The organism is Pseudomonas sp. (genome assembly GCF_035497915.1).
GTDB lineage: Bacteria > Pseudomonadota > Gammaproteobacteria > Pseudomonadales > Pseudomonadaceae > Serpens.
Map to the genome: position 1 here is coordinate 19,852 of NZ_DATJCS010000046.1, position 20,043 is coordinate 39,894.

Genomic DNA, 20,043 nt, shown 5'->3' on the forward strand with positions numbered 1-20,043 from the left:
GATGCCGATCCGCGTGGCCGCGCTTATACTGCGCGGCCCGTTTTTCGTCAGGTAACGCCATGCATACGGCCGAACATTCGCCGCTGGGCAAGTCCAGCGAGTACGTCGACCACTACAGCCCCGAGCTGCTGTTCCCCATCCCGCGCGCGCCGAAGTGGGCGGAGCTGGGGCTGCAGGCCGGGCAGTTGCCCTATCACGGCGTGGATTACTGGAACTGCTACGAGCTGTCCTGGCTGCTGCCGTCCGGCAAGCCGGTGGTGGCCATCGGCGAGTTCGCCATTCCGGCCGACTCGCCGAACATCATCGAATCCAAGTCCTTCAAGCTCTACCTCAATTCGCTGAACCAGACCCCGTTCGCCGACACGCAGGCAGTGTGTGACGCCCTGCGGCGCGACCTGTCGGCCGTGGCCGGCGCGCCGGTCGGTGTGCGGGTGCGCAGTCTGGACGAAGTGGGCGAGGAGGGCGTGGCCCGCTTGCCGGGCCGTTGCATCGATGACCTGGACGTCGAAATCACTGGCTACGACCATCCGCGCCCGGAGCTGCTGCGCTGTGACCCGCAGCGCCAGGTGGAGGAATGCCTGCACAGCCACCTGCTCAAATCCAACTGCCCGGTCACCGGCCAGCCGGACTGGGGCAGTGTGGTGGTCGATTACCAGGGGCCGGCGCTGGATCCGGCCAGCCTGCTGGCCTACCTGATCAGCTTCCGCCAGCATCGCGACTTTCACGAGCAGTGCGTGGAGCGCATCTTCCTTGATCTGCAGCGCCTGCTGCAGCCGCGGCGGCTGACCGTCTATGCGCGCTATGTGCGGCGTGGCGGGCTGGACATCAACCCCTACCGCAGCAGCGAGGCGCCACAGGTGGACAACCGCCGGCTGGTGCGCCAGTAGGCGTCAGATACCCATGCTGACCAGGCTCTGCATGATGTTGCGCAGCGTGCCGGCCAGCGTGGGATGGCTGACCTCGAAACGCTCGACGGCCAGGTTGATACCGTCCACCAGGGTCTCGTCGGCCGGCGGCGGGCTCTGCAGGGCGAGTTGGGCTTCGATCTGTTCGATCAGCGCCTGAATGGCGCCGCGCTCGTCGGCGTCGAGCGGCGGCGCCTGCTCCAGCTGGTTGCGCAGCTGCTCGAGCTGTTGGCGAAGTTGTTGTGCGGGCATGAATGCTCTCCCCGTGGTCCATCGCCTGCCGGGCGGCAGGCGTTGTCCATAAAGATAAGGCAGTGCTCGGCAGTTCGCCTGTGACACGGCGTATCAGGGCTTTTCACCCTTGCCGCGTCGCTTGGCCAGATCCTCTAGGCAGCTGGCCAGGTCGCCCAGGTCGTCGATGACCGAGTGCGCACCCAGCTGGTACAGCTCCAGGGTGGCCACCGTACGTAACGACTTCTGTTCCGCAGGCGTCAGGCTCTGCCAGTCCGAAAGGCTCAGCCCGCATTGGCTTCCGCTGGTGGCCAGGCCGATGGTCCAGAGCCCGGCACGCAGGCCGGCTTCCAGCAGGCGCGTATCGCTACATACCAGTACGCTACCCTCCAGATGCGGGGTATTCAGCTGGCTGAGCGCCTCCCAGCAGGCATCCGGCGCCGGCCAGGGGCGGGTATCGGTGCTGGAAAAGCCAGCCAGCCAGGCCGGCAGGCGCGAGGCCAGCGCCTGGCAGATGGCGTCGGGCAGCTCCTCCAGCCAGGCACAGGGCACACCCTGGCGGTGCAGGGTTTCCAGGGTGGCCAGGGCATTGGGTGTGGGCTGGGCGCGGGCCAGGGCCTGCTCGCGCAGGTCCGCCTGGGCTTGCCAGTCCTGTACCCGGGCGGCCCGCTCCAGGCGGCTGCTGAGGGCCAGGTTGCCCAGGCTCAGGCGCGGCGTCCGGATGGGCTGTCGGGCCTGACTGACCACCTGGGCGCCATGGTCGACCAGGCATCCGGACAGGCCGAACAGCACGGCGGTAAACGGCTGTGGGCGGGCACTCATCATGCGGTTCCTCCTGCTTGAGAGGAGCAGGCTAGAGTTGCCCGGTGACGGTTCGATGACGGTGCGACGGCGTTCGGACGGATGGTGCGGGCGCAGCGGAACGTGTCTGGCATGCGGCTGACGAGGCCCGCGGGGGGTGCCTCTCTGAACGGAACTGGCCGTATAATCCCGCGGCTTTGCCGGCGCCGCAGGCGCGAGGCAACCCACAACGTTTCGAGGAGGTACCCCATGGCTGTATTCGCCGCTGCCCGTTGCCTGGCTGTCTGTGCCGCCCTGGCGCTGCCATTGCAGGCGGTGGCACAAGCGCATGAGGACGACCCCTGGGAAGGCTTCAACCGCTCGATGTTCGCCTTCAACGACACGCTGGACACCTATGCGCTGAAGCCGCTGGCGCAGGGCTACCGCACGGTGACGCCGGATTTCGTGGAAACCGGCATCGGCAACTTCTTCAACAATGTGGGCGAGGTACGCAACCTCACCAACAACCTGCTGCAGGGCAAACTGCACGCGGCGGGAGTGGATACCGCGCGCCTGCTGTTCAACTCCACCTTCGGGCTGCTGGGCTTCTTCGACGTCGCCAGCAAGATGGGCCTGCAGCGCAACGATGAAGACTTCGGCCAGACCCTTGGCGCCTGGGGCCTGGGCAGCGGTCCGTACCTGGTGCTGCCGTTCCTGGGGCCGAGCACGGTGCGCGACGGCTTTGCCCGGATTCCCGATAGCTACAACGGCATGTATACGCATATCGACGATGTGCGGACCCGTAATCAGCTGCTGGGGCTGGACGTGCTGAACGCGCGGGCAAGCTTCCTGGATGCCGAGCGACTCATCCAGGGCGACAAGTACACCTTCCTGCGCAACGTGTACCTGCAGAACCGCGAATTCAAGGTGCGCGACGGCGTGGTCGAGGACGACTTCTGAGCCTTGCCATAGCCCATTGGGCGTATGCCCGTGCGCTTGAATCGCCTGTCGGATGGGAGTACCGTCTGCGCCGTGTCGAGAACTCCCTATACTTCGCCGTGCTTCCGCCGGCCCATCAGTCCATCGCACCCGGCGCCGTATGCCTGGAAATCCCATGCACAATCCCAGTGCCAAACTGCTGATCATTGATGACGACGAGGCTGTGAGAACCAGCCTCGCTGCGTATCTGGAGGACAGCGGATTCGCGGTCGAGCAGGCCGGCAACGGGCATATGGGCCTGGAGCTGTTCCAGCGCGAGCGTCCCGACCTGGTGATCTGCGACCTGCGCATGCCACAAATCGATGGCCTGGAACTGATCCGCCGCATCGGCGAGCTGGACAATCCCGCGCCGGTGATCGTGGTGTCTGGTGCCGGCGTGATGTCCGATGTGGTCGAAGCCCTGCGCCTGGGCGCCGCCGATTACCTGATCAAGCCCCTGGAAGACCTGGCGGTGCTGGAGCATTCCGTGCGCCGCGCCCTGGACCGTGCCCGCCTGCGCCACGAGAACGCGCTCTACAGCGAGAAGCTGGAAGCGACCAACCGCGAGCTGCAGGCCAGCCTGCACCTGCTGCAGGAAGACCAGGATGCTGGCCGTCAGGTGCAGATCAGCCTGTTGCCGGACACGCCCTGGGCGGCGGACGGCTTCAGCTTTTCCCACCAGATCATCCCGTCGCTGTACCTCTCCGGTGACTTCGTCGACTACTTTCGCCTCGACGACCGGCGCATTGCCTTCTACCTGGCCGATGTCTCCGGGCATGGCGCATCGTCGGCATTCGTCACCGTGCTGCTCAAGTTCATGACCACGCGGCTGCTCTACGAGTCGCGGCGTGGAGGCAAGCTGCCCGAGTTCAAACCCTCCGACGTGCTGAGCCACATCAACCGCGGGCTGATCAACCTCAAGCTCGGCAAGCACGTGACCATGCTCGGCGGGGTGATCGACCTGCCCACCGATCGGCTGACCTACAGTATCGGTGGCCATCTTCCGCTGCCGGTGCTTTACCAGAACGGTCAGGCCGAGTATCTGCAGGGCCGGGGATTGCCGGTGGGCCTGTTCGAGGAAGCCACCTTCGAGGATCGCGAGGTGCAACTGCCCGAGGCCTTCAGCCTGACGCTGCTCTCGGATGGCATTCTCGATCTTTTGCCAGGCGAGACACTCAAAGAAAAGGAAGCCGCGCTGCCCAGGATGATCGGCGCGGCGGGCGGCACCCTGGCGGGTCTGCGACAGACTTTTGGATTGAACGAGCTGGGCGACATGCCGGATGACATCGCCTTGCTGGTACTGAGCAGGAATCTTGAATGAGTAACGGCAAGATCCAGTTTGCCGAGCAGGAAGGTACCTTTGTACTCAAGTTCATCGGCGAGATACGCCTGACCCTCTGCTCCGTGCTGGATTCCACCATCGAACAGATCTTCTCCGCGACGAACTTTTCGAGCATCGTCATCGACCTGATCGACACCCGCAGCATCGACAGCACCACCCTCGGGCTGCTGGCCAAGCTGTCGATCCTGTCGCGGCAGAAGGTCGGCCTGCTGCCCACCCTGGTGACCAGCAACCCGGACATCACCCGGCTGCTGCACTCCATGGGTTTCGATCAGGTGTTCAACATCGTCGATCAGCCGCAGCTCACCCCGGAAAGCCTGCGTGACTTGCCGTGCCAGGACGTTTCGGAGGAAGAGGTGCGCCACCGCGTGCTGGAAGCCCACCGCATCCTGATGAGCCTCAACGATACCAACCGCCAGGCCTTCCGCGACCTGGTCGAGGCGCTGGAGCGCGGCTGAGCCTGTAGCGCCGGCGCCGTCGGCCGGGATAAACCCGGCCAACGCCGAACCTGTAGGGCCGGCTTTACGCCGGCCAGCGGAGCCGAAATCCGCACCTGGGTTCCGCCCCCACCCCCGCCAGCCGGGATAAACCCGGCCCTACAACTACCTCAGCAACGCTTCCAGCTTCTCCTGATCCCGCGCAAACAGACGAATGCCCTCGGCCAGCTTCTCGGTGGCCATGGCATCCTCGTTCAGCGCCCAGCGGAACGCGCTTTCATCCAGCACCTGGCGGGCTTCGCCGGCGGCGCCGGGTTTCAGCTGGCGCTGCAGCGGACCCTCATCCTCGGACAGCTTCTGCAACAGCTCCGGGCTGATGGTCAGTCGGTCGCAGCCGGCCAGCGCCTCGATCTGCCCCGGGTTGCGGAAACTGGCGCCCATCACCACCGTCGAGTAGCCATTGGCCTTGTAGTAGTCGTAGATGCGCGTCACCGAGCGCACGCCCGGATCTTCTGCGCCAACAAAGTCACGGCCCTCGGCCTTCTTGTACCAGTCGTAGATGCGCCCCACGAAGGGCGAGATCAGGTACACGCCCGCATCGGCGCAGGCCGCTGCCTGGGCGAAGGAAAACAGCAGGGTCAGGTTGGTCTGGATGCCGGCCTTCTCCAGGCGCTCGGCGGCGCGGATGCCTTCCCAGGTGGCGGCGACCTTGATCAGCACGCGCTCACGGCCGATGCCGGCCCGATCGTACAGATCGATCAGGCGCTCGGCACGGCGCTGGGTGGCCTCGCCGTCGAAGGACAGGCGAGCATCCACCTCGGTGGAGATGCGCCCGGGAATCACCTTGAGGATTTCTCCGCCCACCGCGACGGCGAAATGGTCGCAGGCCAGGCCGGTATCGCCGCCGGCGGCACGCGTGGCGTTCTGCAGCAGATCGGCATAGCGGGGCAGGGCGGCCGCCTTGAGCAGCAGCGACGGATTGGTGGTGGCATCCACTGGCTTGAGGCGAGCGATGGCGTCCAGGTCGCCGGTATCGGCAACCACGGTGGTGAAGGCTTTCAACTGGTCCAGCTTGGAAGGCATGAGGCACCTGCGATGACTTGAAGAAACGTCGTCCCTGACTCGGTAACGCCGCACGGAAAATCACCGGAGAATATCAGAGGACCACCGACTCGCCAGGGCGCCGGTCAATGGAGTGCAGGCATTTTGCAGTGTTCCCCTTGATTCCTTCGCCGCTGCCCGCATTAATCAAGGCTCACTCAACACGGGGAACAACCATGGCGCTGGTGGACGACATCCGCAACGAACTTGCCGAACTGGTCGAATCGGCCGAGGAAACCAAGGGGCAGGCCGAGAATTATCTTCGTCAGCCGGACGAGGAGGACGATGTCGAGGAAGACCGCGATCTCGCCGCCGCCGTCATCCAGCGCATGAACGAGCTGCTGGCCACTCTGAGGGGCATCGATCTTGGCGAAGCGTCGGTGGAAGAGGTTTCCAACCTGATCGACAGCGCGGAACTGGCATTGGACCAGGCCGACGAGGCGCTGGACGAACTGGGTCTGTGATTTGCGGCGTGGCCTTGTTTTTCGCCACCGTGGTGCCCGCACCGAATGGCGGCCGGAAGAACGCCGGCCGCCCTACGCGTAGCGGCTGGGCTCAGCGCCCGGCCAGCGAGTCGATGGCCTGATCCAGCAGGGCCAGCGGGTCGGCGGCTTTGTGCACGTCCACCGACAGCAATTGCCGGAAACGCCGCGCCCCGGGGAAGCCCTGGGCCAGACCCAGCGCATGACGGGTCACGTGATGCATCACGCCGCCCTCGGCCAGATGCCGTTCGATATAGGGACGCAGGCGCGCCAGCGCCTCGCTGCGACTGATCACCGGGGCCGTACTGCCGAACAGGCGCTGGTCCACCTCGGCCAGCAGGTAGGCGTTGTGATACGCCTCGCGGCCGAGCATCACTCCGTCAAAGGTTTGCAGATGCTCCTCGCAGGCCTCCAGCGTCTTGATGCCGCCGTTGAGCACCAGCTCCAGATCGGGGAAATCGCGCTTCAATTGCGCGGCCACGTCATAACGCAGCGGTGGCACCTCGCGGTTCTCCTTGGGCGACAGCCCTTCGAGAATGGCGATGCGCGCGTGCACGGTGAAGCTGCGGCAACCGGCCTCGCTGACCTGGCCGACGAAGTCGCACAGCTCGGCGTAGCTGTCCCGCCCGTTGATGCCGATGCGGTGCTTGACCGTCACTGGAATCGACACCGCGTCCTGCATGGCCTTCACGCACTCGGCCACCAGCGCCGGATGCGCCATCAGGCAGGCGCCGATCAGGTTGTTCTGCACCCGATCGCTCGGGCAGCCCACATTCAGGTTCACCTCGTCGTAGCCCGCCGCTTCCGCCATCTTCGCGCACGCCGCCAGCTCCGCCGGGTTGCTGCCGCCCAGCTGCAGGGCCAGCGGATGCTCGCACTCGTCATAACGCAGAAAGCGCTGCGCATCGCCATTCAGCAGCGCGCCGGTGGTCACCATCTCCGTGTAAAGCAAGGTATGGCGCGAGAGCTGACGGGCCAGGAACCGAAAGTGGCGATCGGTCCAGTCCATCATCGGCGCGATGGAGAAACGACGGCTCAAGGGCTGCTGGGAGGCTGGGGTTTTTTCCACGATACGACCGCACTGACACTGAAAAGGAACACGACGGGCGCCAAGGCGCCGAAGGGCGCGCAGTATACAGGGGTGAACGCGGTTCGAGTCCGCGTTCAGTTCAATGGCTTCCAGCGCGGGCAGCTGCAAAATGGCGGCTGCGCATTACCTGTAGGAGCGAATTCATTCGCGAGCTTTTGGCGTCGGCCCGTCCGAAACGCCCTGCGCTCCTTCAGACAAACTCAGCCGCCGCCACCGCGCTCGACCACGCCCACTGGAAGTTGAAGCCCCCCAAATGGCCCGTCACGTCCACCACTTCGCCGATGAAGAACAGCCCCGGCAGCGTCTTGCACTCCATCGACTTGGATGACAGCACATCGGTATCCACCCCGCCCAGAGCTACCTCGGCGGTGCGATAGCCTTCCGTGCCGGACGGCTTGACCACCCACTCGTGCAGGCCCTGGGCAAAGGCATCCATGTCCGCGCCGTTCAGTTGCGCCAGGGTGTGATTGGCCCATGGCGTCGACGCCAGCCAATGCTCGGCAAACTTCTGCGTCGTCAGCTCCGCCAGCCAGTTGCGCAGCAGCACCTTGGGCCGCTGATGCTGCGCCTGGCGCAGGCTCTGGGCCAGATCCTGATCAGGCAGCAGGTTGATGGTCAGCGCATCGCCTTCTTCCCAATACGACGAGATCTGCAACATCGCCGGACCGCTCAAGCCGCGATGGGTGAACAGCATGTCGTCGGTGAAGCTCTTGCCCGGCACGCTGACGTCCACCCGCAACGCCGTGCCGCTCAATTCGCTGCACAGCGCCTTGTGCTGATCGGTAATGGTGAATGGCACCAGCCCCGCGCGGGTGGGATACACCGGCAGCCCGAACTGACGGGCGAGCTCATAGCCAAAGCCACTGGCGCCCAGGGTCGGAATCGACGGGCCGCCGGTGGCAACCACCAGGGATTCGCAGCCCAGCTGCTGGCCCGCGGCGCGCAACTGGAAGCGGCAGCCTGCCGTGCTGCTGGCTTCGACACGGGGCACCTCGGTGCCCAGGCGAATCTGCACGCCGTACTGCTCGCATTCACTCAGGAGCATGTCGAGGATGTCGGAGGCCTTGTGGTCGCAGAACAGCTGGCCGTCTTTCTTCTCGTGGTAGGCAATGCCGTAGCGCTCGACCAGGGCGATGAAGTCCCACTGGGTGTAACGCTTCAATGCCGATTTGCAGAAGTGCGGGTTATGGCTGAGGTATCTGTCGGGCGCAATAAAGTAGTTGGTGAAGTTGCACCGCCCACCGCCCGACATGAGGATTTTCTTGCCGGCCTTGTTGGCGTGGTCCAGCACCAGCACCTGGCGCCCACGCGCCGCCGCATTGGCCGCGCACATCAGACCGGCCGCTCCGGCACCGATGACAATAACTTCGAACTTCTGCAGCATCGTTGCCCTACTGAAATGACCTGCCAAACAAGCGGCGCGCATTATGCCACGCGGCACCGGCGCCACGCCGCGTCCTGACCGGTGAGACACAGACCGCGCGCTCCATGGATAATCCCCGGCGATCCGTTGGCCGTCCGGAGCCTGACATGCTGATCCCTGATGCGCTTTCCACCGCCCTGCGCAAGGCCCGCCACCTGGTGGTGTTCACCGGCGCCGGGGTGTCCGCCGAGAGCGGCATTCCCACCTTCCGCGATGCCCTGAGCGGCCTGTGGGAACGCTTCGATCCCGCCGAGCTGGCCACGCCTTCGGCCTTCCGGCGTGATCCGGCGCTGGTCTGGGGCTGGTACGAATGGCGGCGCATGAAGGTGCTGCAGGCCCAGCCCAACCCGGCGCACCGCGCCATCGCCGCGCTGGCCGAGCGAGTGGAGAAGCTCACCCTGATCACCCAGAACGTCGACGACCTGCACGAGCGCGCCGGCAGTCGCGACGTCATCCACCTGCACGGCAGCCTGCATGCGCCGCGCTGCTTTGCCTGCGGCCGCCCGCATGCAATCAGCGAAGTACCTGAGGAGCCCGCCGAGGGCCGCTGTCTGGAGCCGCCGCGCTGCCAGCGCTGCAACGGCAAGGTGCGACCCGGCGTGGTCTGGTTTGGCGAGGCGCTGCCGGAGGCCGCCTTGCGGGCTGCCTTCAAGGCGGCCGGAGAATGCGATGTGCTGCTGTCGATCGGCACCTCCGGCGTGGTGCAGCCGGCGGCGTCGATTCCGCAGCTGGCGCTGCAGTCCGGCGCGACCGTCGCGCACATCAATCCGCAGCCCTCCGGTCAGGGCGGTGCGCGGGAATTCTCCCTGGCCGGCGCGGCGGGGGTGGTGCTGCCCGAGCTGCTGGGCCAGTTGGATGCCCGCTGAATCGCCATTCGCAAGCAGCCGCTAGAACGCAATATCCGGACGCAAATGCGCCACGCCGGGGTGCCGGTCAGGCTTTACTCTGACTGCCATTTTCTCTGGAGGACGCGCGATGAACACCCGAGGCTTACTCGACCAGTTGCTCAAATCCGGTCAGGAACTCCTGCAGAAGCAGGGCGGTAGCCTCACCGGCAAACCGGGAATCGGTGGGCTATCCGGTAGCACGGGCGCAAACAACGGCCTGGGCGGATTGCTTTCCGGCGCCGGCGGCGGCGCGCTGGCTGGCGGGGCTATGGCCCTGCTGCTGGGCAACAAAACAGCACGCAAGCTCGGTGGCAAGGCCCTGACCTATGGCGGTCTCGCTGCTCTCGGTGTGCTGGCCTACAAGGCCTACGGCAACTGGCAGGCCCAGCAGGGCGGTGTGCAGCAGGGCGAGCCGCAGACCCTCGACCGGCTGCCGCCGGCCCAGGTGGAACAGCACAGCCAGGCAATCCTCAAGGCCCTGGTGGCGGCGGCCAAGGCCGACGGGCATGTGGACGCACGCGAGACGGCGCTGATCGAAGGCGAATTCCAGAAGCTCGACAACGACCCCGACCTGCAACGCTGGCTGCACGCCGAGCTGAACAAACCGCTCGACCCGGCCGACGTGGCGCGTGCCGCCGGCACGCCGGAAATGGCCAGCGAAATGTACCTGGCCAGCATCCTGATGGTGGACGAGGAGCATTTCATGGAGCGCGCCTACCTCGACGAGCTGGCCAAGCAACTGCGGCTTGATCCGGCCCTCAAGGCCGAGCTGGAACGGCAGGTTCGCCAGGCCTGATACGAGCGCCTGCGCGCAGTCTGACGAAATGAGATGGAGGCATTCCAGTGATGAGTCGGGGCAGGGGGGGCTACCCATGGACTCGCCGGAATGCCTCGCTGGGATGGGTGTCACCGGGCACAGTTCGGGGGGGACGACCCGGCCCGTTGACACCCGCTACGCCGCGGCTCGGAGTTCAGCCGCCGCGAATCAGTTGCCCCGGTAGGTGGAGAAACCGTAGGGGCTCAGCAGCAGCGGAATGTGGTAATGGGGCACGGTGCCGTCCACTTCGAAGATCACCGGGACTTCCGGGAAGAAGGTGGCGGTCTTGTGCTCCTTGAACCACTCGCCGGTCTTGAAAGTAACGCGGTAGGTGCCTTTTTCCAGCGACTTGCCTTCCGGGAACAGGGCAGGAATGCGGCCCTGTTCGTTGGTGTCGCCCTGGTTGAGCAGCTTCCAGTTCTTGCCGTCCTGCTTTTCCAGGGTCACGTTCACGTCAGGCGACGGCAGGCCGTTCTCCAGGTTCAGGACGTGCACGCTCAGCGGGTTGCCGGCGGCCAGCGCGACGCTGGTCAGGCTGCTCAGGACGGCACCGGCACACAGGGTTTTCAGCATATTCATCGGGTAACTCCAGATCAGAGGGTTTGGGTCAGTACTTTCGAGATGGCCTTGCTGGCACAGGCCTCATCCATGTCCGCACCGCCGGCGCCGGCCACACCGATGGCGCCGATCACGTCGTTGCCCACTTTCAGCGGCACACCGCCGCCCAGCAGCAGAAGCTCGTCGAGGGTGTTGAGGTTGGCGGCGTCCGGGTTCTTGCGCGCGCCCTCGGCCAGCATCCGGGTCGGGGTCTTGGTGGACAGCGCGGTGTAGGCCTTGCGCTGCGCGGCGAGGGTGTTGTGCGGGCCGACGTTGTCAGCCCGCTGCACAGCAACCAGGTTGCCGCCGCGGTCGACCACCGCCGCCACGGCACTGCGGCCTTCGGCCTTGCAGACGGCCAGGGTTTCGCTCAGCAGGGCATTGGCCAGCGCCAGGGTGACATCGGGGCGCTGCGCGACATCCTTGGGGGCGGCCCAGGCGGCGGTCGAGCCCACGGCCAGGGCAATCAATGACAGGGTGGCACTACGAATCAACATGCGGGTCTCCCGGTTAAGGCTCGGTTGAGCGGATGCCGACCATGGTGCCTGTGTCCTGCGCACAGGCTCATTGCGCGCCAATTACGGATTTGTAATGGGTCCGCGGCGCGGATCTGTTTAGGCTGCGCGCCCGAGCAGGAGGGTGACGATGCGTATTCTGGTGGTGGAAGACGAGGTAAAGACCGCGGATTACCTGCGCAAGGGGCTGAGCGAGTCCGGCTACCACGTGGACGTGGCGCTCAATGGCCTGGATGGCCAGCACCTGGCCCAGGAATTCGAGTTCGACCTGATCATTCTCGATGTCATGCTGCCCGGCCTGGATGGCTGGCAGTTGCTGCAGATCATCCGCCGCAAGCAGCAGACCCCGGTGCTGTTCCTCACCGCGCGCGATGCCGTGGAAGACCGGGTGAAGGGCCTGGAGCTGGGCGCCGATGATTACCTGATCAAGCCGTTCTCCTACACCGAACTGCTGGCGCGGGTGCGTTCCCTGCTGCGTCGCGGGCCGCCCCGCGAACTCGACCAGTTCCAGGCCGCCGACCTGCACATGGATGTCCTGCGCCGCAAGGTCACCCGCAACGGCGAGCGCATCCTGCTCACCAACAAGGAATTCGCGCTGCTGCACCTGTTGCTCAGCCGCGAGGGCGAGGTGCTGTCGCGGGCGCAGATCGCCTCGCATGTCTGGCACATGAACTTCGACAGCGACACCAACGTGGTGGACGTGGCCATCCGCCGCCTGCGCGCCAAGGTCGACGACCCTTATCCGCTCAAGCTGATCCACACGGTGCGGGGCATCGGCTACATGCTGGACGTGCCGGTATGACGCTGTGGCCCCGCTCCCTCAGCCTGCGCCTGGCGCTGATGTTCGCCCTGGCCAGCGTGCTGCTGCTGGGCGTGATCGGCTTCTACCTCTACCAGTCCCTGCAGCGCGAAGTGGCCTGGCGCGACGACCAGGCGCTGCTCGGCCGCCTGCAACGCATGCACGCGCTGATCGACGACAGCGATAGCATCGAGGCGCTGCGCAGCCAGCCGCATCTCTACGAGAACATGCTGGGCAATCGCGACAACCTGTTGTGGATCATCAATGCCCGCGGCGAGCTGCTGATCGGCATCAATCCCACCGGCGTGCCGGTGCCGGCGTTGCCGCCCGCCCCGGAGGCACGCCTGGGCGACGTGCCGGACAGCGAGCTGCGCGTGGCCTGGCTGGATGTGACCCGTGGCGATCGTCGCCTGACCATGATCGCCGGCAAGCGGCTGAGCGAGCGTGAAAACATGCTCGGCGCCTATCGCCTCAAGCTGTGGATCGCCCTGTCCTTTGGCGCCGCGCTGGCCTTCGTGCTGGGCTGGCTGGTCAGCCAGCGCGGCCTGCGCCCCGTGCGCCAGCTGGCCGCGCGCGCCGCCGCCATCGATGTGCAGCATCTGCACCTGCGGCTGGACGAATTCAGGGAACTGAGCGAACTGAGCGCCCTCAGCCAGGCGCTCAACCAGATGCTGTCGCGCCTGGAAGCCGGTTTCGCCCAGCTGTCGCGCTTCTCCGAAGACTTGGCCCATGAAATGCGCACGCCGCTCAGCAACCTCATGGGACAGACCCAGCAGGCGCTGGGCCGCGTGCGCTCGGCGGAGGAATACCAGAACCTGCTGGCATCCAATCAGGAGGAATACGAACGCCTGGCGCGGATGATCGACAGCATGCTGTTCCTCGCGCGCACCGAGCAGTCCAAGGGGGCGCTGCAGCGCGAGGCCATCGACCTGCAGCTGCTGGTCGCGCAACTGTGCGACTACTTCGAAGGCATGGGCGAGGAGCGCGGCATCCAACTGATCAACCAGGCCGGCGGCGAACTGCATGCCGACCCGCAACTGGTGCGCCGCGCCCTGGCCAACCTCATCGCCAACGCCTTGCGCTACGCGGCCGCCGACACGCCGGTGGTCATCAGCAGCAGCCGTGAGAACGGCGCGCTCACCCTGCACGTCGACAACCAGGGCGAGCCGATTGCCCCGCAACACCTGCCGCACCTGCTCGAGCGCTTCTACCGCTGCGACCCCTCGCGCAACCAGCCCGGCGACTCCGGCGGCCTGGGCCTGGCCATCGTGCGCTCCATCATGCAGGCCCATGGAGGGCGGGTAGCGGTGCGCAGTGACGCGGACGGGACACGGTTCAGCCTGATCTTTCCGGCGGGTTGAGGGTGGCCGAGCCGGCAACGCCGGTTCGCCAGGCCGGGAGCTGCCGGCGGTTGTCTTGACGGGCTGCGCATGACACGAGAGTCTGCGCCCACAACAAGAACAACACCGGAGTCATCATGTCCGCCTTCGAGCGCCGCTGTTTTGCCGTGGCCGTTGCACTGGGGCTGATCTACCTCGTCCTGCTGCCCTTCAAACCCTACCCCCTCAGCTGGCTGCTCAAGCCCATCCCCATGCTGATCTTCGCTGTGCTCGCTTGGCGCGCGCATCCCGGCAAGACGGGTTTCTTGCTGGCGGCGGGCTTTGTTGCCGCAGCGACCGGCGACTTCTTCCTCGACTACGGCGACCGGGACGGCCTCTTCATCCAGGCGCTGAGCGCCTTTCTGGTCAACCAACTGGCCTTCGTCGCCGGCTTCGCCCTGCTGGCCAAAGGCAAACCCTGGCTGCGCTGGCGCATGCTGCCCGTCACCCTCTACAGCCTGCTGCTCGCCATGTGGCTGGTGCCCGCCGCTGGCGCCTACCAGCTGCCTGTCGCCATCTACCTGCTGTGCCTCTATGTCATGGCCCTGATGGCCTGCCGGGTTGAGGACAAACCGGGGCTGCTATGGCTCGGTGCGATGCTGTTTGTGATTGCCGATTCGCTGATCGGGGTCAACAAGTTTGCGCAGCCGTTCGCGTATGCAGTTCCGGTGATTGTGAGTTGTTATTTTGCGGGGCAGGTGTTGATTGCGGTGGGAGTGGTGAAGGAGAGACGGGCTCGGGGGTAGGTCTGCAATAGGGCCGGGCGTTTAGAAGCGGGCTGCCTAGCAAAGGTAAGGACGGCCTTCTCTGGCAGCTTTCGAAGCGGTCGTTGAGCCGCTATCGACATGGCTCGACAGTTGTAAGGAAACGAGCCTGCCTTGAGGGGCTAATGACGATGCGGCGTTAATTGTCAGGGCACTGCCGGAGAACATGACCCAGCTGGGGCTCGACACCGGTCTCGGGCGCGACAAGTCGCTATCCGGTGCTCAACTTCGCCACCATCCTCAAAGTGACGCGGGCACTTGCCATCCGGCTCCCCCCGAGCCGCTTGCGCCGGCGCCGCAGCCGAAGGGCGGCCAGCAAGTCCAGCCACGGCACCACCTATTCATTTCGATCAGGGAAAGTTCCTTGCAGGTCTGCTTGCGCCTGCCGGCATATTCGGGCGCCGGTGAAGGGCATCTACTCATCGGAAAGTCTTTTTGAGTAGGTCAATTAGCCACTCAGGCTCCACTTGGGGACTGGCAATACCCCGGCGTTTGGATATTCCCCTTACGCGGAACAGCCGTTGAGGAGCAATCGCTCCTGACTACAGGCCTGCCTTGCCGCTTTCCAGTAGGGTGAATACTGGCTACAGGACGACATTCTATAGACCTGATGTGCTTTTTTTGCTAGCGTCCAATCAATCTATCGAAAGTAAACTCCACTGCGCAACAACTTTGAAGGAACAAACTGGTGATCACCGCCAATTTATTCATAGACTGGGATTCTGCTTCAAGGATTTCACGGATGCGAATCACCAAGGAGATGCCGCCGAAAGTAAGATACTTATGCATCCAGCAGGCCTATAGCGATCTTCAACAGAAGATAATCGACAAGCTAACAGAAATCGACTCAAAGAGTCCTATACGGATACTAAGCACAAGAATTTATCACGGCTGGCATAGAGGTCAAGAACCCACGGAAGACAGGAAGGTTTGGGATGAACTTCGCAGAAAGTTGCGCCCACTATCCAGAGAGCGCATATCGTACTTGCCCGATGTGGATTTCGGAAATGAATTAATCTGCCGGGGTTCTAGAAGCGTGCTATATGACACGCTAAGGCCGGACAGGGAAAGGCCAGAGATCAATAATCAAAAGATGGTAGATACTGCGCTAGTTTCAGACTTACTCAGCTTTTGCAGAGGCGAGAGCAGCAATTTTCGTAGAAACGAAAAACCTAAAACGCTGGCAATTGTGGTAGGAGATGATGACGACCTGCTGCCAGGTGTTATTGTTGCAGAGGCGTGGGGCATGCCTATATATGTTTTCCGAGTGACTCGCGAACAAGAGAATCGGAATCTAAATACGAGCGGAATAATCCATAGGCTATAACGATGAACATCAATCAAGCCATCGAAGACATAAAGCTTTTCTGCGACCCCTTTACGGAAATCGCCCAGAAGCCTGTTGCCGGAAAAAAACGACTGATCATAATTCGAAACGGCAAAGAGCTTACCTTTGACTTAGATGTGGCAACCGGGAGAATATCAGCTAAACACAGAACTGCTGAGTATAAAGATCTTCGGACGCTAATTGCATCTGCTGAATTTGCCGACATAAAAAGATTCGCAGAGACCCAGCAGCGATACTTTTCTCAAGCTAAAGAAAGGCTCGTAATACGGTCAGAGATAAACTATTCCGGTAGAAAAATTGCGGCCGAGGAGCTGGCTGACAATATAGAATCCGTTGATGGTAAAGCCACGCTGGTGCTGCTAGACGGCCCAGCTGGTGTGGGTAAAACATTTCAGATCACACAATTGGCTAAGGCCCAATCTCGTAGGTTTTTGACCGACAACATAAATCCGCCTGTTCTGCATATCTCAAGCAGCGGCCGAAGACTCTCTAACTTCAGAGATGTGTTAGCTGCGACCACGCAAGATATGGGAGCATCGTTTGGCGGTATTCATGTTCCGATGCTTGTCAGACATGGATTACTGATAGCTGCAATTGACGGTTTCGACGAACTTGTTGACGCGGACGGCTATGAAGACTCGTGGAGGGCTCTCAGGGAGTTTATCGAAGATGTTGGAGGAGCTGGAAAAATAATCCTTGCGGCTCGCGATACTTTTTTAGATGAGCAAGAGCTGGTAGAGCGTATCAGCTCTAATGAGGAAAAACACGATATCGCTCTTAGGCTAGCGCACATCATGCCAGCTACAACAGAAACGGCGATCAAATATTTGGCTGATTCCAATTGGCCAGCCAGTGAGCTGAGTAATGAGATAACTGTAGATGTATTTTCTAAAAACAGCTACGCTCTGCGCCCATTCTTCTTGAGCGTACTCAAGGACGCTGGCGGATGGCTTAAGGTCCACTCAGAAGGTTTCCGCACATTCCTCGTCAACAACCTGATTGACCGTGAATCAAAAGTTTTAGCAAGAACATTGGGCTCGATACCCAATGAGGCTGCAATCCCGGCTTTAAACATGCTCTTTGAAGAAGTCTCTTTGGAGATGGCAACCCGCGAAAACAATCTAATCGAAACTGAGCATCTAGCCTTCCTTACAGATTACTGTTTCGGAGATTTGCTCGATGAGACAGCTAAGCGCAAGCTTACACACAAATCAGGAAGTATTTCATTACTAGAACTATCCGAAGCTAAAGACAAACGACGGTTTCCGCATACGGAAATCCAGTACTATTTCTTCGGAAAATCTTTAATAAATCAGCTTGCAAGGCGGGTTATCCCTAGCGTTCTTCGCAGGACCATACTCAGCGCCGAACACCTAGAGGTCTTTGCTGAAGTTATAACCTCTGACGAAGCCTTCGCGAAGAAAGCTATCGAATATCTTTATTCAGTTTTGAATGGAGACACCTCCAATGACAGCCTGGCAACCAACGGTGGAGCAATAGTACTGCTAGGCTTTGCATATGGCTTGACTGAGCGTATTGATTACCTCATGGTTAATGATGCGACGTTTGCAGGGGGATCTCCTCGTGGTACTCTCCAAGACGTTACTATTAGCAGGCTTGATATATGTGGCAGCAACGTCTCCGAGGTCATATTCGACAAAGTCAAAGTTGGTGTTCTGGTAGTTGACGAAATCACTCAATTTGGAAATAGCAGGCCGGAAGTTGGGGTCCTCGAAATCAGAGGTGAGGAGCCGAGAATTGTCAGAGATCCTGATTCCATTCAATCCTTCATAACTGACCATCTAGTAGTCTCCAACCCCAAGGCTTTGCGAGGTCACCCAGCAGTAAGTCTATTGGAGAAAGTCGTCAGAAGATCTATTCGATACTGTTATCTCCGAGACGGTGGCGATGACGACGAAGGCACCTTTATGCTCCGAGACGAGAATTGGAGAACAGTTAAAAAGGTACTAGCTTCTCATGGCCGAATAGAGATAAAGAAAGGAAAACCCATGCACGGCAGGCCTGCCGCTTTAATTCGCATCAAGCGACCGATTGAGCTGCTGGATCTAAGTCTGGAAGAAACGCTCAAAATCATTGAAGACTTACATAAGTAGGGCGGCCTGGTTAAATAGTTGCTACGGAACGGGTCGAGCCTCAAAGCTATCGAGGCTCGACCCTCAATTTAGGGTTTTGGGGTAGTCGAAGGTGAACTACCGATGAAGCGTCGCCCTAACGGAGCAGATTGGAGTAACGGCTGGGTTTATGGGCCATTCCCCAACTTGGCTTTAAACGGTAGGGCCTACGAGTTGGGAGATCTCATTGCTGAGCCCTTGGGGGGAGCAGGCGAATTCAGCGAGAGGGATTTCGAGCCATGCTCCCTCAAGGTTTTCTGCCACGGAGTGGAATATTTTGGGGCTGCCTGACGGATGCTCGGCTTCCTCCCATGCCTGCTTCAGATCCGTGTCCAATTCGGCCAGCGGGCGATACAGGTAGACCTTCAAAGTCGGAGAGATGGGGGGAAGCGAAGTCGGGTCCGGCTGGCCCCTCTCTTGTCGCAGATCTCGCTCTTCGCGCAGAACGGCAGGATCGCAGCGGAGATGAAACTCCATGACCAGGTCATCTGATCGCATGCCACCCGCCTCATTCTTTACATAGACCAGTCTTGTTGCGACCAGTGGTAGGAAGTCCCATGCCCACTTGCTCGAAGGTCTAGTAGAGGTGCCGCATGGCCTGGAGAATTCGCTAGGCTCCCAGTACCAGAACGTGGCGTTGTAATGGCCAGCCAGATTGTCGATGGCAGGAAGGACGCGCTGATAGAAGCCCGCCAGCAGGCGATGGGCATGCTGCACTTGGGTGACCAGTAGTTCGGCCTCGTCGTGACTCATGAACATTGTTCGTTTCCCTGTTTGAATATTTGGGCGAGTTGCAGCAACGACAGCCAGTCGGTGCTCTTCAGTCGGCCCTTCTTCCGATGAGGTGACTTGGGCCAATGCGTCAGAAGTACCAGGCAAGCTTGCGAGCGATCAGGCTGTGCCAGGAGTGGTAGAAGCTCACCGAATGGACGGGTGCGTTCTGGCAGGCCGAACAGCAGGAATGCCTCGTGCCAATCGTGTAGAACGCGTGCGTCCCGAGTTTCGAAACGATCAGCTAGCTCATCGAGGCGCCATTTCAGATCATGCCATTCGCGGCAGACCACTCGGAGCGCCAGGTCTTCAAGCTCGGAGGTGAGGGACTCTGCCTCGCTACGCCAGGCTGGCACGTTTCGCCCGAGCGCCAGCAGGATGATTTCCTTGGCGTCGTCATTCCTTTTCTGCAGAGCCTTAGTTTCGGCGAGCCACTGTTGCCTTGATTGCTGCTGTCCCTCGGGAGCCTTTACCTCCACAAGTATCAGATGCTGGGCGAAGTGCAGAATGACATCGGGTTCAACATAACGGCGATCAGTCGGGCCCTTGAGGCGCGGCCAGAACTCCACATCCAGAAGGGGGCCAAGACAGGAATGAAGGTCGCCCACAAGCAGCTTGAGAACCGCTTGCTGCCCTTCTTCCGATAGGTAAAGCAGCCGTCCGAAGAAGACGGACGTAAGCAGATCCTCTCGCTTGCGAAAGACATCGCGCCAGCTAACGTTCTGGCCGTCCAGCTCGGTCCGTCCTGCTTTACCGTGCAGGATGGCTGTCAGCATCCCCTTCCTCCTCAGGCTCTTTACTTATTCGCTCAGGTTTCCTAGCCGCTCGTTGACCGCTTCTGGCCGAAAGCTGCCCTTAAAATCAGGGCCCTGCAGCGTACTGCAGAGCCCTGATGTGTTGCGATACGAGGCGAGCTGGCAAACAGCTAGCTGCCTTCTTACAAACTCCTCACCTTGAAACTCCGCCCCTTGATCTTCCCCGCCTGCAAGCGCAGCAGCGCCTGATGCGCCACGCTGCGTTCCACGGCCACGTAGGCCTGGTTGTCGAACAGGGCGATCTTGCCGACCTGGTCGGCGGTGAGGCCGGCGTCGCCGGTAAGGGCGCCGAGGATGTCGCCGGGGCGTACCTTGTCCTTGCGGCCGCCGCCGATGTTGAGGGTGATCATCGGCGGGCGCAGGCGTTCGGTGGCGTTGTTCTTCAGGCTGTCGAGGTTCTTCCAGTTCAGCGGGCGCTGCTGCAGTTCCTCGATGGCGCTGGCGCGCTGG

At 62.0% G+C, this 20,043-nt stretch carries 22 protein-coding genes; 12 read left to right on the forward strand and 10 right to left on the reverse strand.

The genetic code is table 11. The features are described from left to right. The first annotated feature begins 59 nt into the window (after positions 1 to 59). Positions 60 to 887, forward strand: a complete 828-nt coding sequence (gene queF / locus VL129_RS13875; protein ID WP_325413662.1) for an NADPH-dependent 7-cyano-7-deazaguanine reductase QueF — start codon at positions 60 to 62, stop codon at positions 885 to 887. Positions 888 to 890: 3 nt separating this feature from the next. Here queF and VL129_RS13880 read toward each other — a convergent pair whose 3' ends face one another. Both VL129_RS13880 and VL129_RS13885 read right to left on the reverse strand, forming a co-directional pair. Beyond that, positions 891 to 1,157, reverse strand: coding sequence for a DUF4404 family protein (locus VL129_RS13880; protein WP_325413663.1), 267 nt, complete (start codon positions 1,155 to 1,157; stop codon positions 891 to 893). Positions 1,158 to 1,250: 93 nt separating this feature from the next. Continuing rightward, positions 1,251 to 1,961, reverse strand: a complete 711-nt coding sequence (locus VL129_RS13885) for an HAD superfamily inactivated hydrolase PcrP (protein ID WP_325413665.1) — start codon at positions 1,959 to 1,961, stop codon at positions 1,251 to 1,253. A 225-nt stretch (positions 1,962 to 2,186) separates the two neighbouring features. Here VL129_RS13885 and VL129_RS13890 point away from each other — a divergent pair, with 225 nt between their 5' ends. The 3 genes from VL129_RS13890 (at position 2,187) to rssC (ending at position 4,694) form a co-directional block, all read left to right on the forward strand. Then, positions 2,187 to 2,876 carry an MlaA family lipoprotein gene (locus VL129_RS13890; protein ID WP_325413666.1) on the forward strand — a complete coding sequence of 230 codons (690 nt, stop codon included), beginning with the start codon at positions 2,187 to 2,189 and terminating at the stop codon, positions 2,874 to 2,876. A gap of 154 nt (positions 2,877 to 3,030) precedes the next feature. After that, entirely contained in the window at positions 3,031 to 4,215 is a 1,185-nt protein-coding gene (gene rssB, locus VL129_RS13895; protein ID WP_325413668.1) for a two-component system response regulator RssB, read from the forward strand. After that, complete coding sequence (gene rssC / locus VL129_RS13900) at positions 4,212 to 4,694, forward strand: anti-sigma factor antagonist RssC (RefSeq protein ID WP_325413670.1); 483 nt, start codon at positions 4,212 to 4,214, stop codon at positions 4,692 to 4,694. The genes rssB and rssC overlap by 4 nt, the downstream gene beginning before the upstream one ends. 144 nt (positions 4,695 to 4,838) lie before the next feature. On the opposite strand, the gene tal is transcribed toward rssC, so the two are convergent. Further along, positions 4,839 to 5,756: a transaldolase gene (tal, locus tag VL129_RS13905; protein WP_325413672.1), complete on the reverse strand. Its 918-nt coding sequence runs from the start codon at positions 5,754 to 5,756 to the stop codon at positions 4,839 to 4,841. Between the two features lie 194 nt (positions 5,757 to 5,950). Between tal and VL129_RS13910 the strand changes: the two genes are divergently transcribed. Beyond that, positions 5,951 to 6,238: a hypothetical protein gene (locus VL129_RS13910; RefSeq protein WP_325413674.1), complete on the forward strand. Its 288-nt coding sequence runs from the start codon at positions 5,951 to 5,953 to the stop codon at positions 6,236 to 6,238. Positions 6,239 to 6,329: 91 nt separating this feature from the next. On the opposite strand, the gene dusA is transcribed toward VL129_RS13910, so the two are convergent. Both dusA and VL129_RS13920 read right to left on the reverse strand, forming a co-directional pair. Further along, on the reverse strand, positions 6,330 to 7,328 hold the full coding sequence (dusA, locus tag VL129_RS13915) for a tRNA dihydrouridine(20/20a) synthase DusA (protein WP_325413697.1): 999 nt from the start codon (positions 7,326 to 7,328) through the stop codon (positions 6,330 to 6,332). A 208-nt stretch (positions 7,329 to 7,536) separates the two neighbouring features. Beyond that, on the reverse strand, positions 7,537 to 8,727 hold the full coding sequence (locus VL129_RS13920) for a BaiN/RdsA family NAD(P)/FAD-dependent oxidoreductase (RefSeq protein ID WP_325413699.1): 1,191 nt from the start codon (positions 8,725 to 8,727) through the stop codon (positions 7,537 to 7,539). A 152-nt stretch (positions 8,728 to 8,879) separates the two neighbouring features. Here VL129_RS13920 and VL129_RS13925 point away from each other — a divergent pair, with 152 nt between their 5' ends. Next, entirely contained in the window at positions 8,880 to 9,635 is a 756-nt protein-coding gene (locus tag VL129_RS13925) for an SIR2 family NAD-dependent protein deacylase (RefSeq protein ID WP_039607018.1), read from the forward strand. Between the two features lie 109 nt (positions 9,636 to 9,744). Continuing rightward, on the forward strand, positions 9,745 to 10,452 hold the full coding sequence (locus tag VL129_RS13930; protein ID WP_039606823.1) for a tellurite resistance TerB family protein: 708 nt from the start codon (positions 9,745 to 9,747) through the stop codon (positions 10,450 to 10,452). Positions 10,453 to 10,641: 189 nt separating this feature from the next. Here VL129_RS13930 and uraH read toward each other — a convergent pair whose 3' ends face one another. Next, positions 10,642 to 11,052 (reverse strand): hydroxyisourate hydrolase, encoded by a 411-nt coding sequence (gene uraH, locus VL129_RS13935; RefSeq protein WP_039606824.1) that lies wholly within the window; start codon positions 11,050 to 11,052, stop codon positions 10,642 to 10,644. 14 nt (positions 11,053 to 11,066) lie between these two features. Next, a complete protein-coding gene (locus VL129_RS13940; RefSeq protein ID WP_414705207.1) occupies positions 11,067 to 11,567 on the reverse strand; it encodes a GlcG/HbpS family heme-binding protein in 501 nt (166 codons plus the stop codon). Between the two features lie 148 nt (positions 11,568 to 11,715). Between VL129_RS13940 and VL129_RS13945 the strand changes: the two genes are divergently transcribed. The 5 genes from VL129_RS13945 to VL129_RS13965 all read left to right on the forward strand — a co-directional run bounded on the left by VL129_RS13945 (position 11,716) and on the right by VL129_RS13965 (position 17,989). Next, complete coding sequence (locus tag VL129_RS13945; protein WP_039560338.1) at positions 11,716 to 12,387, forward strand: heavy metal response regulator transcription factor; 672 nt, start codon at positions 11,716 to 11,718, stop codon at positions 12,385 to 12,387. Further along, a complete protein-coding gene (locus VL129_RS13950) occupies positions 12,384 to 13,745 on the forward strand; it encodes a heavy metal sensor histidine kinase (protein WP_325413680.1) in 1,362 nt (453 codons plus the stop codon). The genes VL129_RS13945 and VL129_RS13950 overlap by 4 nt, the downstream gene beginning before the upstream one ends. Before the next feature lie 116 nt (positions 13,746 to 13,861). Continuing rightward, positions 13,862 to 14,509, forward strand: a complete 648-nt coding sequence (locus VL129_RS13955; protein ID WP_325413682.1) for a lysoplasmalogenase — start codon at positions 13,862 to 13,864, stop codon at positions 14,507 to 14,509. Positions 14,510 to 15,215: 706 nt separating this feature from the next. Further along, positions 15,216 to 15,854, forward strand: coding sequence for a hypothetical protein (locus tag VL129_RS13960; protein WP_325413684.1), 639 nt, complete (start codon positions 15,216 to 15,218; stop codon positions 15,852 to 15,854). Between the two features lie 2 nt (positions 15,855 to 15,856). Further along, a complete protein-coding gene (locus VL129_RS13965) occupies positions 15,857 to 17,989 on the forward strand; it encodes an NACHT domain-containing protein (protein WP_325413685.1) in 2,133 nt (710 codons plus the stop codon). 171 nt (positions 17,990 to 18,160) lie between these two features. On the opposite strand, the gene VL129_RS13970 is transcribed toward VL129_RS13965, so the two are convergent. The 3 genes from VL129_RS13970 to VL129_RS13980 all read right to left on the reverse strand — a co-directional run. After that, complete coding sequence (locus VL129_RS13970; RefSeq protein ID WP_325413687.1) at positions 18,161 to 18,760, reverse strand: hypothetical protein; 600 nt, start codon at positions 18,758 to 18,760, stop codon at positions 18,161 to 18,163. Further along, positions 18,757 to 19,554 carry a hypothetical protein gene (locus VL129_RS13975; protein ID WP_325413689.1) on the reverse strand — a complete coding sequence of 266 codons (798 nt, stop codon included), beginning with the start codon at positions 19,552 to 19,554 and terminating at the stop codon, positions 18,757 to 18,759. The genes VL129_RS13970 and VL129_RS13975 overlap by 4 nt, the downstream gene beginning before the upstream one ends. A gap of 161 nt (positions 19,555 to 19,715) precedes the next feature. Beyond that, the coding region (locus tag VL129_RS13980) for a DbpA RNA binding domain-containing protein (protein ID WP_325413691.1) at positions 19,716 to 20,043 on the reverse strand (328 nt) is incomplete at its 5' end.